Raw genomic sequence first — 13966 nt, forward strand, 5'->3', positions numbered from 1 at the left:
AAAATCGCCACGTGGTTGATCCATGCTCGCGGCGCAGACGTATAAAAATCAAACACTCAGGACATAAAGCATGTTTCACGCTGCCACAGGATTCTCAGGCTCGCCCGCCACGCGTCAGCGTATCGCAGTTGTTGGCAGCGGCGTTTCTGGCCTGTCAGCGGCGTGGTTGCTATCCAAAAGCCATGATGTTGTCCTCTATGAGGCCGATGATCGCCCTGGCGGTCATGCCAATACAATCGACGTGCCCGGCACCGGTCCGGTCGATACGGGCTTTATCGTTTACAACGACAAGAACTACCCCAACTTCCAGGCCATGTTGGCCCATCTTGGTGTCGGCAGCATTCCCACCGAAATGTCTTTTGCCGCTTCGCTTGACCGCGGAACGTTCGAATATTGCGGAGAGGGGCTTTCGGGCATGTTGGCGCAGCGCCGCAATGCCTTCCGTCCGCGCTTCTGGAGCCTGTTTCGCGATCTGCTGCGCTTTTATCGTGAAGCACCCAAGGCGCTGCTTCAGCCCGACATGCGCGGCCTGACGCTGGATGAGTATCTGCGGGCTCAACGCTATTCACGATCCTTCGTGGAGGGACATCTGCTGCCCATGGCGGCGGCGATCTGGTCGTCCAAGGCCGAAGATATTCGTGCCTATCCCCTGTTTGCTTTTGTCCGCTTCTTTGAAAGCCACGGGCTGCTGCAATTGTGGGAACGCCCAAATTGGCGCACCGTCGCTGGAGGTAGCCGGGCCTATGTGGGGGCTCTGCTGCAGGACTTTGCCGGTCAGCTTCGGCTTGCCACGCCCGTCGCCAAGGTGGTCCGTGACGCCGCCGGTGTCACTGTCACCGCCCGCACCGGCCAAGTGGATCAATTCGATGCTATTTTGATCGCCACTCATGCCGATCAGGCTTTGTCCATGCTCGATGCGCCCAGTGCACGGGAACGCGAGTTGCTCGGGGCCTTCTCCTACACCACGAACACGGCCGTGTTGCACGCCGATGCGACCTATATGCCGCGCCGCCGCAAGGTTTGGTGTTGCTGGAACTACATCTCGACCGATCACATTTCGTCCGAGAACCAGCTTTGCGTGAGTTACTGGATGAACCGGTTGCAGAGCCTTGAGGGACGCGATCTGTTCGTCACGCTCAATCCGCCGGCCGACCCGCAGCAGGAAATTACGCGCTTCGAATATACCCACCCCCTGTTCGACAGTGCGGCGATACATGCCCAGGACAATCTCTGGCAGATCCAGGGGCAGAACCGTACCTTTTTTGCAGGCGCCCACTTCGGTCGCGGCTTTCACGAGGATGGATTGCAGTCCGGCCTCGCCGCTGCCGAGGCCATGGGGTCGCTGCCTCGGCCCTGGACCGTGCCCAATCCCTCCGGCCGGATCACCCTTGCGCCCCCCGAGGCGGCGCTGGTGGCATGAACCTGAACTCGGCCATCTATGTGGGCCACGTGGTGCATCAGCGGCACCGCCCGAAAAAGCACTATCTGCGCTATCGGGTCTTTTCGCTCCTCATTGATCTCGATGAATTGCCTTTGCTGAACCGGTTGAAATGGTTCGGCCACAACCGCCGTGCCTTGTTCTCGTTCCGCGACGCCGACCATGGGGACGACTTGCCCTTGCGCGAGTGGGTCAACCAGAAACTGGCCGGCGAGGGGCTGGGCCCGGCGGGCCGGGTGCGCTTGCTGTGCTATCCGCGCATTCTGGGCTATGTGTTCAATCCGCTCACCGTCTGGTTCTGCGACGATGCATCGGGCCGGCCTCTGGCCACAATTTACGAAGTGCACAACACGTTCCGCGAGCGTCATAGCTATGTGCTGCCCGCCAGTGCCGAGCAGGCGGCAGACAAGGCGTTCTATGTGTCGCCTTTCATCGACATGAATTGCCGCTACAAATTCCGCCTGACCCCGCCGGGCGACAAGGTGCGTATCGCGATCAACGAGACCCAGGACGATCAGCCTCTGCTTTATGCCGCCTTCACAGGGGACCGTCAGGAACTGACCGACGCCAAGCTGATACGCCTTTTCGTGACCCACCCACTGATGACCCTCAAGGTCACGGCGAGCATTCACTTCGAAGCGCTGCGCCTGATCGCCAAGGGTATCCGGATCCGCTGGTACACCAACCGCAAGACGCGGCAGCAACCCCGCCCGGCCCGGATCACCGAGCCGCAGGATTAGAGCGTTCTCGGAAAAAGCCACAACGGTTTGCGGTGCGGAAACGCGACAACACGTGGACTTGGGACAGTTTTTGACGTTTCAACGAAACGAAAAGACCGCTCTAGTGCCTACCACTCAAAGTCAGGGCCATTCTCGCGGGCACCAAGGAAGAACACGTCGCTCATCAGCTTGAGCGGAGTAGCGTCGACATCAGATGCGCGGGCGTCGAGCAGATCTGCGAAGCGATCATAAATGCCGGCATACTCTTCGTCGCCATGTTCGAGCACCACCTCGCCATTGATGCGCAAGGTGCGGCCACCGCGTTCGAGCTTGAGATCGTCCCCGGTGCCTGTGGTGACCTGAATGGTCCAGATTTCTCCGTTTTCCTCCAGCCAGTTGAACCCCGATGACATGTCGGGGCGGTGCGCCTGGCCAGACTTGAACTGGACCTCCACATCCACCGGTGTCTGCCGGTTGGCGGGGAAGATCAGCCGCGCGCTTTCGATAAAAACCGGGAACGGCATGATCTTGGTGAAGATCGAATAGGCGTTGATACCGGGGTCGCACACCCCGAAACCGCCGGGCTCCCAGACCCAGTCCTGGCCCGGATGCCACTTGCGCACGCTTTCGCGCCAATCAATACGCACCTTGCTGACGCCCTGTTCGAACAGGATCGCCTTGGCGCGATCCACCGCGGCATTGTACTGGCTGTGCCAGGTCTGGAACAGCACGCGGTCGAGCCGTGCGGCATGTGCGAAGATGTCGTCCAGCTCCGAAATCGTGGTGGTCGGTGGCTTTTCCATCATCACGTCCTTGCCGGCATCAAGCGCCTCGCGCACCAGCGTATGGCGCACGCCGGGGGGCGTGCAGATCGACACCAGACCAACTTCCGGCTTGGACGAATAGAGTTCGGCTGGCGTGCGGAACACCGGCAGGTCGCCATGCGCCACGCCACGCGAGGAGACGGTCGCGGCCAGCTCGAAATCCTCGGAGGCCTCGATCACCGGTATGTGCTGGTCCACCGCGATCTTGCCCACGCCGATAATGGCGATCTTGCGCTTGGCCATGCCAGAACTCCCCCTGCAGCAAAAACGCGGCTATAGAGCAGGTCTTGCCAGCACCTGCCAAGACCTCAAAGTGATAAAAGTATGATTTTTATGCGGTGGGTGCCGGTGGGGGCGGCTCCCACAGCTCGATGGGATTGCCCTCGGGGTCGTGAATCCGGGCAAACCGCCCGGTTTCGTCACTGTCCCATTCATCCGGCCGTGTTTCGATGGCAATGCCTGCCGCCTTGAGTTGCGCTATCATCCCGTCCAGATCATCGACGCGCAGATTGATCATCCACTGCTTGTCAGAGGGGAAATAGTCGCTGCTTTGCTGGAAGGGCGAAAAGACGGTGAAGCCCGCCTGCTGAGTCCAGAACTCAGCGATCCCCAGATGGGTCTCGTACCATTGCCCCAGCGCCTTGGTGTCGCGGGACCGAAAGAAGATGCCGCCAATGCCGGTTACACGTGCCATGCCTGCCTCCCTCAATTCGATGACAGCATGGCACGCCAAGGCGACGGTCAAAAGGCAGATTCAACGAATGAGAATGGCGCGGAAGTCATTTACATTGGTTCCGGTCGGGCCGGTGACGAAGAGGTCGCCGATGGCCTCGAAGGCTGTATAGGCATCATTATTGGCCAGCGCCGCTTGCGGGTCGATACCAGCTTCGCGCATGCGCCGCGCTGTCGTGCCGTCGACAAAGGCGCCGGCATTGTCTTGCGAACCGTCAATGCCGTCGGTATCGCCGGCCAATGCCGAAATCCCGTCGACCCCGTCCAGCGCAATGGCGAGCGAAAGCATGAATTCGCCATTGCGGCCGCCGCGCCCCTTGCCGCGCAGCGTCACGGTCGTTTCGCCGCCTGACAGCAACAGCACGGGCTTGGTAAACGGGCGGTCACGTGCCGCAATTTCCCTGCCCAGCGCCGCATGCACCTGCGCGACATCACGCGCTTCACCCTCAATGGAATCGGACAGGATGGCTGCTTGGATACCGGCTTGCCGCGCCATATCGGCGGCAGCCTCCAGCGACAAGGCCGCTGAGGCAATGGTGGCGACGCTGTTGGCGGAAAAGCCTGGGTCGCTTGGTTCAGGCGGCAGATTGTCTTCACTCTCCAGCAGACGCCGTGCCGCTTCGGGCAGATCGAGACGATAGAGCGCTGCCAAGCGGCGCGCCTCGGCCCGTCCCCCGGACAGCGGCAGCGTGGGACCGGAGGCCACCAGCGCCGGATCATCGCCCGGCACATCGGACACCACCAGCGTTGCCACCCGCGCCGGCGCTGCGGCTGCGGCGAGGCGCCCGCCCTTGATTGTCGAAAACTGGTTGCGGATCAGGTTCATCACCCCGATCGGCGCTCCCGAAGCCAGCAGCGCCCGGTTGATCGCCTGTTCATCTTCGAGGTCCAGGCCCGGTGCGGGGGCGGGCAGCAGGGAAGAGCCACCGCCCGAAATCAGGGCCACTACCAGATCATTTGCAGTCAGCCCGGAAACCAGTTCCAGCAGTCTGCGCGCTGCCACTTGCCCCGCCTGGTCGGGCACGGGATGGGCTGCCTCAACAATCTCGATGCGTTCACAGGCCTCTGCATAGCCATAGCGCGTGACCACCAGGCCGGAGATGTCGCCGGACCAGGCCGACTCGAATGCTTTTGCCATCTGCGCCGAAGCCTTGCCGGCCCCGACCACCACGGTGCGGCCCTTGGGTGGCGCTGGCAAATGCCGTTCGACCGCCAAGGCCGGCTGCGCCTGTGCAACGGCTTGGCGAAACAGGCGTTCGAGCAGGGAGCGGTCCATGGGATTGCTGTCTTCTGGGTTGCCGGATGGCACCTTGTCGCCACCGGAAACGCATTTGTCCAGTCCCGCGACTTGTCAAACGCCCGCCATATAGGTCCATTAGCTCCGCGTTCAGGAGGTCCCATGTCGCAGAGATTCGCAATTTACTACGCCCCCGCGGTGACCGACCTTCTCTGGGAGCGCGCTGCGCTCTGGCTTGGCCGCGACCCTGCCTCCGGGGTGTCCTATGATGGCGCCGTTGCCGGAATGGAGCGGACCCGCCTGCTCAATCTCACCCAGTCTGCCGGCCGCTATGGTTTCCACGCTACGCTCAAGCCGCCAATGGCGCTTGCGTCGGGGCGGAGTGAAGAGAGCCTGCGCGCCGCGATGAAGGAAGCGGCAGGTGAGTTGCCGACCGTGCCCCTGGGTAAGCTGCGGATCGCTTCGCTCGACGGCTTTCTGGCCTTGATGCCTGAAGAGGCGAACAATACGCAACTGCAGGATTTCGCTGCCACCGTGGTGGAGCGTTTCGACCCTTTCCGGGCGCCGCTCAAGCCGCGTGACCGCGCCGAACGGGCGGCCCGGGGCCTGACGCCACGCCAGGAAGAACTGCTGGACGCCTATGGCTATCCCTATGTCTTTGATCAGTTCCGTTTCCACATGACCCTGACCGACCGCCTTTCACCGGCTGAGCACGATGAAGTGTTACAGGCCGCGCAAACCTGGTTCGGGCCGATTCTCAACGATCCGGTCACGCTCGATCGGCTGACCCTGTTCCATGAGAAAGAGAACAAGTTGCCCTTCGACCGCATCGCCGATTTTCCTTTGCGAGGCTGAGGCCAGTGTCCGAAACGGTCTTTTCCAATGCGCAGATTGTCCTGCCCGACGAAGTAATCCGGGGTTGCCTGGTGGTGCGCGATGGCAGGATTGCCGAGATCGACGCCGGGTCCAGTCGTGTGGGCGACGATATCGAGGGCGACTTTCTCATTCCCGGACTGGTCGAATTGCACACCGACCATCTGGAGAACCATTATCGGCCGCGCCCGGGCGTCTTCTGGGATCCGCTGGCCGCGCTCCATGCCCATGATGCACAGATCGCCGGCTCGGGTATCACCACTGTATTTGACGCTGTGCGTATCGGCTCGGATATAGACCTGCCTGACATGCTTTCGCATGCCCGACATCTGGTTGATGCCGTCAGGGCCGGTGGCGCCGGCGGCTGGCTAAGGGCCGAGCATTTCATTCATCTGCGCTGCGAATTGCCCAGCCACGATGTGGTCGATCACTTCGACGCGCTGGCAAACCATCCGACGACGCGGCTTGCCTCGGTCATGGACCACACGCCGGGCCAGCGCCAATTCCGTTCGCTTGATGCCTATAAGCGTTTCTATGCCAAGCAGATGGGCCGTAGCCCCGAGGAATTGCAATCTTACCTTGATGCGCGCCTGGCCGAACACAAGCGTTATTCTGCCCCCAATCGGCAGGCGATCGTGTCACGTGCACGCGCCATGGGGATTGCCCTGGCCAGCCATGACGATGCGACCCTGGCCCATGTTGAGGAGGCCGAGGCGGACGGGGTGGCCATCGCCGAATTCCCTACCACGCTCGAAGCGGCGTCCGCCGCGCATGAAGCGGGGCTGGCGATTTTGATGGGCGCCCCCAATGTGGTACGCGGCAAATCCCATTCGGGCAATATTTCGGCTACCGATCTGGTAGAAGCAGGCCTGCTGGACATTCTCAGCTCCGACTATGTACCCTTTGCCCTGTTGCAGGCCGTCTTCCTGCTGCCGCAGCGCATTGAAGGTCTTGCCTTGCCGGCCGCACTTGCGACTGTAACGGTCAATCCGGCGCGCGCGGCCGGGCTCGATGATCGGGGAGAAATCATGACGGGCAAGCGGGCCGATCTGGTGCGGGTTGCAGCGCAGGCGCCTCTGCCCGTGGTGCGGGGCGTCTGGCGTGAAGGACTGCGTGTGAGTTGAGCGAACGTCCTCCTGGAGTGCTGGTGCTGGTTATCGGTCCTTCCGGGGTCGGCAAGGACACGCTGATCGGCGGCGCCCGCAAGGCGCTGGACGGCGACAAGCGCTTCAGCTTCGTGCGACGGCTGGTGACGAGGCCCGCCGATATTGATCTAGAGGACCATATCAGCCTTGAGCGCGATGACTTCGTCCGGGCCAGGAAAGCCGGACGGTTCGCCCTGACCTGGCAGGCCCACGGGCTGGACTATGCTCTGCCCATTGGCGTCGATACCGATCTGGCGCTGGGCCGCGTGGTCATTGCCAATATCTCGCGCCATGCGGTGCCCGAGGCGATTGCCAAATATCCGCTTTGCCGGGTCATCCAGATTTCCGCTGAGATTTCCCTGCGCGCCGCGCGCCTGTCCAAGCGGGGGCGCGAAAACCGCGACCAGATCGTCGCGCGCCTTGCACGCGAAGGGGCAGCTCTGCCCGCCGATGTCGAGCCTTTGGTGATCGATAATTCGAGTTCTGTCGGCATCGGTGTCACTGCTTTTGTCATGGCGCTGCGCCGCATTGCAGAGGATTGAACCGTTTAGGGACCTTGTGCGTTGAGCCAAGTCTATTCAAGCGTCAGGAGATACCCTTGTCCCGCAACAGCCTCTACGGCGTGATCGCCATTCTGGTTATCGCATTGGTCGCCTTTGGCATCTATACCTATCAGCAGCAACAGGCCCAGCCGGGCATAGAGGTGCGGGTTGATGAGCAGGGGATTTCGATTGATGGGAATGGCTAGGGATAGCGCAGAACTGCGGCATCAGGCAATCATCACGGCCCTGGCATCCGAACTGGAACGACAGGCAGCTTCCGGCGCCTCACGGGTAGATGTCGATGCGCTGGCCTCGGCGGTAGAGGCCGCCCTCGATCCGGAATTACCAATGGCAGAAGGCCGTCGGCCTTCGGAGTTGAACGCAACCAATGACGATTGAGGGCTAAGCTTTCGGTCCGGAAACGAAAAAGCCGGTGGTCGTGCCACCGGCTTTGTTATGCGGCATCGCCGTCCGCTACGGCGCGACTGATCGCCAGATGGGCGGTCTCGACAGAAGGGAAGTGCCTGCCGTCCATGGCAAAGGCCGGCAGCTTGACCGCCACGAACCTGTAGCCTTCAGCATCCGGTACAACCACGCCCTGCGGTTCTCCGGCAACTTCAATCACAATGGGCCTGAGCTTTTCGGCCCTGTTCAGATTATTTTCCTGCATGGGTGGAAACTCCACTTGCGCGTCCGTCCAACACGGATTCCTTCATTTTGAAGGTGATCCGGGGACTGGCAGCGCGGGGTCTATCGGTTTTGTGAGACGAGGATGTGACGGATCAGATCACATTCGTTTTGCGCGACAGGACCCTTGCCAGCGTTTGGAAATTCGCATGCAGGTTACTACGGTCGAACACATGGCATGGATCGTGAAGGTCTTCGATGTCGTCATCGTCATTCCTCTCCTTGCGGGTGTTGGACGCTTGATTGGCACGCCATTGCGGCGGCGCAATGGCAAAATAGGGAACGCGGTCGGGTTTTGCCAGTGCACCTTTATGCGTATTTGCCGATAATCGCGCAAAACCCTGCCCGAAAAGCCTCGACCCATAAAATTTTGATAACAGCGCTCATATTAAAACACAAGTGTATGCGTCTTGCTTCGAACCCCGCAATCTGATGTTCTTTGCCGATTAGGCGTCCCCGCCGGTTTCCGGCGGGTCTGAGGGGAACATTGGTGTCGCAGGAAGAAGTACCGCCCGCCTCGCGCGGCAAGCGGGGCGCAAAGCCATCGGGCAAGCCCACGCTCAAGACCATCGCACAAATGACGGGGTTGGCGGTCACCACCATTTCTCGCGCCCTGAATAATGCACCCGAATTAGCTCAGGAAACGCGTGACCGCGTCCAAAAGATCGCTGCCGAGATCGGCTATATGCCGGATCGGGCGGCCCTGCGCCTCAAGACCGGCCGCACCAATGTCATCTCGCTCATCCTCGAGCCAGACGAACAGATCTATGGCTTCGGCACCAGCCTTGTGACCGGCATTACCGAGGCGCTGCGCAACACCAGCTATCACCTTGTCATAACGCCACTATTCCGCAATGTGGAACCCATTGAGCCGATCCAGCACATCGTGCGTAACCGCATGGCCGATGGCGTGATCTTTTCCAAGGCCGAGGCCTTCGACGAGCGCATCCGCTTCCTGCTCGACAATGACTTTCCGTTTGTCAGTCATGGCCGCAGCCGGTGGCCGGAGGCGCACCCCTTTGCCGATTACGACAATGAGGCCTATGCCTACGGCGCGACGCTGCGCCTGGCCGCGAAAGGCTGCCGCAAGGTCTCGATCATCCTGCCCGAAAGCGCGCTCACCTATACCGAGCATTTGAAAGCCGGCATGGAACGGGCTGCCCGCGAGGCCGGTATCACCTTCGAGTTTGCCGCGGACGTCAATCTGGGCAGCCCGACCGATGCCATCCGCAACTATGTCATCAAGCGCGCCAAGCGGCCCGACGGGCCTGATGGTTATGTCTGCGCTTCGGAAGTTTCGGCCCTGGCGGTAACTGGCGGATTGACAGATGCGGGGCTAGTGGTGGGCAAGACCGCCCATGTCGTGACCAAGCAATCCTCCTCGATGTTCGCCCAGTTCCAGCCGGGAGCTGAAACCGTGCCGGAAGATTTTGTCGCTGCGGGCCGCAATCTGGGTAGCCTGCTGCTTCGCCGTATTGCCGGGGAAACCGAAGGTCTGCAGTTCATGGCTCAGCCGGTTTTTGACTGGCAGGACTGAGGCGAGTCAGGAGCCCTCTAGTTCCTCGCGCAGCATTTCTAGCTCCAGCCACTGTTCCTCAGCCTTCGCCTTTCGGGCGACGGCGGCTTCCAGCGCTTTGGACTTGGCCGCGAAGCCAGCGGGGTCACGGGTGTAGAAATTGGCCTCCGCCAGCGCCGTGTTGAGCGCGTCAATCTCGCTATCGAGTTTCTCGATGTCCTTGGGCAGGGTTTCGAGCGCGTGCTTTTCCTTGAAACTCAGTTTGCGCTTGGGAGCGGCTGCCGAGGTCGCCAGTGATGTCTGGGTCAGGCTGGTCTTGCCCGCGCGATGCGCCTTGAGGGCCGGTTCGCGGGCGGTGACGCCCTCGCCGCGCTGGATCACCATGTCGGAGTAGCCGCCGGCATATTCGGTCCAGACCCCTTCCCCCTCGGCGATGATCACCGAAGTGGCAACGCGGTCTAGGAAGTCGCGGTCATGGCTGACCACGATGACCGTTCCGGCATAGTCCGAAACCATTTCCTCGAGCAGGTCGAGGGTTTCGAGGTCGAGATCGTTGGTCGGCTCGTCCAACACCAGGAAATTGGAGGGCAAGGCCAGCGCCCGGGCCAGCGCCACGCGGGCGCGCTCGCCACCCGACAGTTTGCCGATCGGGGTGTTTGCCTGCTCGGGGCCGAACAGGAAGTCCTTCATGTAGCCAACGACATGCTTGGGCTGGCCGTTGATCTGCAAGGTATCCGAGCCACCCCCGGTCAGCGCTTCCTTTAGGCGCGTTTCGGGATGCAGCTTCGCGCGACCCTGATCGAGCATCGCCAGTTCTAGCGCCGAGCCCAGTTTGATCTTGCCGCTGTCCGGCTTGTCGAGGCCGGTCAGCATCTTGATCAGCGTGGTCTTGCCGGCACCATTGGGGCCGACAATACCAATCCGGTCGCCGCGCAGAACGCGCGTCGAAAAATCCCCGACGATGACGCGCGGCCCGTAGGACTTGGAAATATTCTCCGCCTCGACCACCAGCGCGCCCGAGGTGCGTCCCTCGCTCACCTGCATGTTGACCGAACCTGTCACGCGTCTTTGCTCGCGCCGGTCCTGCCGCAAACCGGCCAGCCTTTCGAGCCGGCCGACATTGCGCTTGCGCCGCGCGGTGACGCCATAGCGCAGCCAATGCTCCTCGCGCACGATCTGGCGGTCGAGCTTGTGGCGGTCGCGTTCCTCTTCTTCCAGCACTTGGTCGCGCCAGCCCTCGAAATGAGAAAACCCCTTGTCGAGGCGGCGCGTCACGCCTCGGTCCAGCCAGACGGTGGCGCGCGTCAAGTCGCTGAGGAAGCGCCGGTCGTGGCTGATCAGCACCAGGGCCGAACGCAGCGAATCCAGCTCGGCCTGCAGCCACTCGATAGCGGGAAGGTCGAGATGGTTGGTCGGCTCGTCGAGCAGCAGAACATCGGGCTTGGGCGCCAGCACGCGGGCCAGCGCCGCGCGGCGGCCTTCCCCGCCCGACAGCTTTTTGGGGTCTTCCGCGCCGGTGAGTCCCAGCGAGCTCAATAGGTACTGCGCGCGATATTCGTCATCGCCTGGCCCGAGGCCCGCCTCGACATAGGCCAGCGTCGTTGCATAGGCCGAAAGGTCCGGTTCCTGCGGCAGGTAGCGCAGCGTGGCACTGGGCTCGACGAAGCGTGCGCCCTTGTCAGGGGTCACCTCACCCGACGCGATCTTGAGCAGCGTCGACTTGCCAGACCCATTGCGACCGACCAGTGCGATGCGCTGGCCGGGTGAAACGATCAGCTCTGCCGCTTCAAGCAGCCGCGTGCCGCCAAAGGTGAGCTGGATATCCTGCAGAGAAAGTAGGGGAGGCTGGGCCATGTTGTGTCCGGAAGCATTCGGCCCCGGATAGAGCACAGGGGCGGACGCAGATCAATCAAAGGAAGGCAAAGAGGCCGGCCAGGACGTTGAGGATCCTGGCCGGCCCGGGGAGACGGTAGCAGCAAGCCCCGTCATGTTCTGGCGCTCAGACCCACAGGCCCCAAGGGGTCGCAGCGCCATGGACGTAATCAACCATGATCAAATATGATTGTCAAACTCATATTTGAGTTTTGTTATCAGATTTTCGGTTAGGCCGCGTTGACGGCCTCGTCTGCCGTCAGACCGAGCCTTTCGCGGATCGAGCGCTTCTTGCTGGCCAGATCAGCAATGGTGTGCCGGTTCAGCACCTCGAAAAACGCGCCCAGCGCTTCACGCAGCGCCCCATTGAGATCGCATTCACCGATCAAGGGGCAGTCCGAGCCGTCCTCGAAGCATTCCGCCAACGCGAAATTCTCTTCGGTCAGCCGGATGGTTTCAAGCAGGGTAATATCCTGGGCGGGCTTGCCCAGCTTGATGCCACCATGCCGCCCGCGCACGGTTTGCAGCAGCCCGTTTTCCACCAGCGGCTTGATCAGCTTGAATAGAAACAATTCCGAAATGCCATACGCGCGCGCGATTTCGGCCACCCGGCTCAAACCCGGCTCGTTGACAGCGCAATAGACCAGCGTACGGATGGCATAGTTGGATTGGCGGGTCAGTCTCACTGGAAGCCTTTCTGCTGCGTCGCGCGAGCACTTTTGGGCTGATGGCCCTCATGAACGTTGCCGCTAGCTTATAACCATTCTAAAAAATGTCAATTATCCTGAAGCGCAGGATCATGTTTTTTGTGATCGCGTGCGGCACTGGACAGCCGTTTATCTTCCTCCTATGAATTTAATGGGGCGAGGAGGTTTGGAGTGGATAAAACAGTCACCCGAGCCATGTTAGGGGAAAGCGTCGCCGACGCGACGGGCCTGTCGCGTCACGATGCTGTCCAGATCGGCGAACGCATGTTCGAGTTGATCGGTGATGCCCTAAAACGTGGCGAGTCAGTCAAGCTAAGTGGGTTTGGAACGCTGGATGTGCGTTCCCGCGCCGAGCGGATTGGTCGCAATCCCCGCACTGGCGAGGAGCACCGCATTGCGCCGCATCATACGGTCGTACTGATCCCCAGCGCCCGGCTGCGTGATGCGCTGGAACCGGCACGGGCCGCAACCAAGGTTCAAAAGTAGCGCCTGTAGAGCGGCAATTCTGCAGCGCCAATGGCAGGAGACAGCTTGCCATGCTGGCCATTGACAACGCGGGGCTGCTTGAAGCCGCGTGTCGCGAACCGGCCCATTTCGACTTGCAAGCGCTCCGCCAACTTGGCCCCAATCCCAGCGCCCAGCTCGGTATCAAGGACCACCAGCGGCTGCTCAAGGATCATGCTGGCATTGTGGACTACCTGCGCCAAGGCTTGTGCCGCCTCCCCAACCCATGCCTCGACATGGGGCGCCATTGCGACTAGGTCCCAGTTCGCCACCGGCCCTTCAGCCTCTGTAAAGCCGGCGGCGGCGAGCCGGGCGCGCAGGGCGAAGAGCGAGGCGACCTGGTGCGCCAATTGCGGCGCTCTGCCGTTCACGTGGACGAGGCCAGAGCCCAAATCGACGGCGTGGCCGGTCGCGCCTTCCCACAGCATCCCATCGCTCACCATGCCGGCCAGCAGCAATTGCGAAACCATCAGAAAGACGACATTGGCCGGTCGCGGCGGCGCCAGCGCAATCAGTTCGGCCCAGCATCCGGCATTGCCGTCATTGATCTGGGTGATCTCAAGTCCGCTGCGCCCCGCCAGCTCGGCGACAGGGTCGATCTCGCGCCACCGCTTCACCTGCTCGGGCGGCGCATTGAAAAGGTCCAGATCAGTGGTCAGCGAACCGGGTATGGCCAGGCCGATATCGAGCAGCCGCGACCGATGGTGCTGCGGCAAGGTACGGCGGAACGTCTCGACAACGCTGCCGATACGGTCGAACAGCGAGGTGGCGTCGGGATAGGCGTGGTCTTCATGGTGGTGCTGCAGGATGTCGGCATGCATATTGATCAGCACGACATCAAGATGCCGCCAGCCGATCTCCACGCCGATTGCAAAGCCCCCATTCTCATGCAGAAGAATCGGTGTGGCGGGTTGTCCGCGCCGACCCCGCAAAACCGGCCCACGTACAATCAGTCCCTCCCGCTCAAGATCGATCAGAATGGCGGATACCGTCTGCGGCGCCAGGCCTGATAAGCGCGAGATCTCGGCATTCGAGGCGCCCGAATTAAAGGCGACGACCGTGAGCACGGTCTTTTCATTGGCACGCCGCACGCCCGTGTGGCGAACGCCGCGCCGGCCGGCAACAAACACGTCGCGCGTCGGCTCCAGATCTGAAAACATCTTGACAGGA

General features: G+C 61.6%; 16 protein-coding genes. 9 read left to right on the forward strand and 7 right to left on the reverse strand.

All coding sequences use genetic code 11. The annotated features are described in order from the left end of the window. Positions 1-70: 70 nt before the first annotated feature. Entirely contained in the window at positions 71-1420 is a 1350-nt protein-coding gene (locus tag QZ564_RS00980) for an FAD-dependent oxidoreductase (RefSeq protein WP_297103404.1), read from the forward strand. After that, positions 1417-2178 carry a DUF1365 domain-containing protein gene (locus QZ564_RS00985; protein WP_297103406.1) on the forward strand — a complete coding sequence of 254 codons (762 nt, stop codon included), beginning with the start codon at positions 1417-1419 and terminating at the stop codon, positions 2176-2178. The genes QZ564_RS00980 and QZ564_RS00985 overlap by 4 nt, the downstream gene beginning before the upstream one ends. A 107-nt stretch (positions 2179-2285) precedes the next feature. Here the strand turns inward: QZ564_RS00985 and QZ564_RS00990 are convergent, their stop codons facing one another. From QZ564_RS00990 to QZ564_RS01000, 3 genes are all read right to left on the reverse strand, one after another. Continuing rightward, positions 2286-3224, reverse strand: a complete 939-nt coding sequence (locus tag QZ564_RS00990) for a Gfo/Idh/MocA family oxidoreductase (protein ID WP_297103409.1) — start codon at positions 3222-3224, stop codon at positions 2286-2288. Positions 3225-3312: 88 nt separating this feature from the next. After that, positions 3313-3675, reverse strand: a complete 363-nt coding sequence (locus QZ564_RS00995) for a VOC family protein (RefSeq protein WP_104892368.1) — start codon at positions 3673-3675, stop codon at positions 3313-3315. A 60-nt stretch (positions 3676-3735) separates the two neighbouring features. After that, on the reverse strand, positions 3736-4989 hold the full coding sequence (locus tag QZ564_RS01000) for a glycerate kinase (RefSeq protein ID WP_297103414.1): 1254 nt from the start codon (positions 4987-4989) through the stop codon (positions 3736-3738). A gap of 123 nt (positions 4990-5112) precedes the next feature. Between QZ564_RS01000 and QZ564_RS01005 the strand changes: the two genes are divergently transcribed. The 5 genes from QZ564_RS01005 to QZ564_RS01025 are packed head-to-tail and all read left to right on the forward strand — an operon-like array spanning position 5113 to position 7909. Further along, positions 5113-5805, forward strand: coding sequence for a DUF1045 domain-containing protein (locus tag QZ564_RS01005; RefSeq protein ID WP_157955600.1), 693 nt, complete (start codon positions 5113-5115; stop codon positions 5803-5805). Between the two features lie 5 nt (positions 5806-5810). Next, complete coding sequence (locus QZ564_RS01010) at positions 5811-6947, forward strand: alpha-D-ribose 1-methylphosphonate 5-triphosphate diphosphatase (RefSeq protein WP_104892366.1); 1137 nt, start codon at positions 5811-5813, stop codon at positions 6945-6947. Beyond that, positions 6944-7510: a phosphonate metabolism protein/1,5-bisphosphokinase (PRPP-forming) PhnN gene (gene phnN, locus QZ564_RS01015; protein WP_297103419.1), complete on the forward strand. Its 567-nt coding sequence runs from the start codon at positions 6944-6946 to the stop codon at positions 7508-7510. The genes QZ564_RS01010 and phnN overlap by 4 nt, the downstream gene beginning before the upstream one ends. A 56-nt stretch (positions 7511-7566) precedes the next feature. After that, positions 7567-7716 (forward strand): hypothetical protein, encoded by a 150-nt coding sequence (locus tag QZ564_RS01020; RefSeq protein WP_157291017.1) that lies wholly within the window; start codon positions 7567-7569, stop codon positions 7714-7716. After that, complete coding sequence (locus QZ564_RS01025; protein WP_104892364.1) at positions 7709-7909, forward strand: hypothetical protein; 201 nt, start codon at positions 7709-7711, stop codon at positions 7907-7909. Before QZ564_RS01020 ends, QZ564_RS01025 begins: the two co-directional genes overlap by 8 nt. Positions 7910-7964: 55 nt before the next feature. Here the strand turns inward: QZ564_RS01025 and QZ564_RS01030 are convergent, their stop codons facing one another. Then, positions 7965-8180, reverse strand: a complete 216-nt coding sequence (locus QZ564_RS01030) for a hypothetical protein (RefSeq protein WP_297103428.1) — start codon at positions 8178-8180, stop codon at positions 7965-7967. Between the two features lie 507 nt (positions 8181-8687). Here QZ564_RS01030 and QZ564_RS01035 point away from each other — a divergent pair. Further along, the gene (locus QZ564_RS01035; RefSeq protein WP_245891753.1) at positions 8688-9734 is read left to right on the forward strand and encodes a LacI family transcriptional regulator; all 1047 of its coding nucleotides are present in this window, start codon (positions 8688-8690) and stop codon (positions 9732-9734) included. Positions 9735-9740: 6 nt separating this feature from the next. On the opposite strand, the gene QZ564_RS01040 is transcribed toward QZ564_RS01035, so the two are convergent. Both QZ564_RS01040 and rirA read right to left on the reverse strand, forming a co-directional pair. After that, positions 9741-11567, reverse strand: coding sequence for an ATP-binding cassette domain-containing protein (locus tag QZ564_RS01040; RefSeq protein WP_297103432.1), 1827 nt, complete (start codon positions 11565-11567; stop codon positions 9741-9743). A gap of 248 nt (positions 11568-11815) precedes the next feature. After that, positions 11816-12271, reverse strand: a complete 456-nt coding sequence (rirA, locus tag QZ564_RS01045; RefSeq protein ID WP_104892360.1) for an iron-responsive transcriptional regulator RirA — start codon at positions 12269-12271, stop codon at positions 11816-11818. Between the two features lie 192 nt (positions 12272-12463). Between rirA and QZ564_RS01050 the strand changes: the two genes are divergently transcribed. After that, positions 12464-12778: an integration host factor subunit alpha gene (locus QZ564_RS01050; RefSeq protein WP_245891752.1), complete on the forward strand. Its 315-nt coding sequence runs from the start codon at positions 12464-12466 to the stop codon at positions 12776-12778. Here the strand turns inward: QZ564_RS01050 and QZ564_RS01055 are convergent. Then, the gene (locus QZ564_RS01055) at positions 12769-13956 is read right to left on the reverse strand and encodes an ROK family transcriptional regulator (protein ID WP_297103436.1); all 1188 of its coding nucleotides are present in this window, start codon (positions 13954-13956) and stop codon (positions 12769-12771) included. The two genes, QZ564_RS01050 and QZ564_RS01055, sit on opposite strands and share 10 nt — an antisense overlap. Positions 13957-13966: the final 10 nt, after the last annotated feature.

It is taken from the genome of uncultured Devosia sp., assembly GCF_913055165.1.
Lineage (GTDB): Bacteria > Pseudomonadota > Alphaproteobacteria > Rhizobiales > Devosiaceae > Devosia.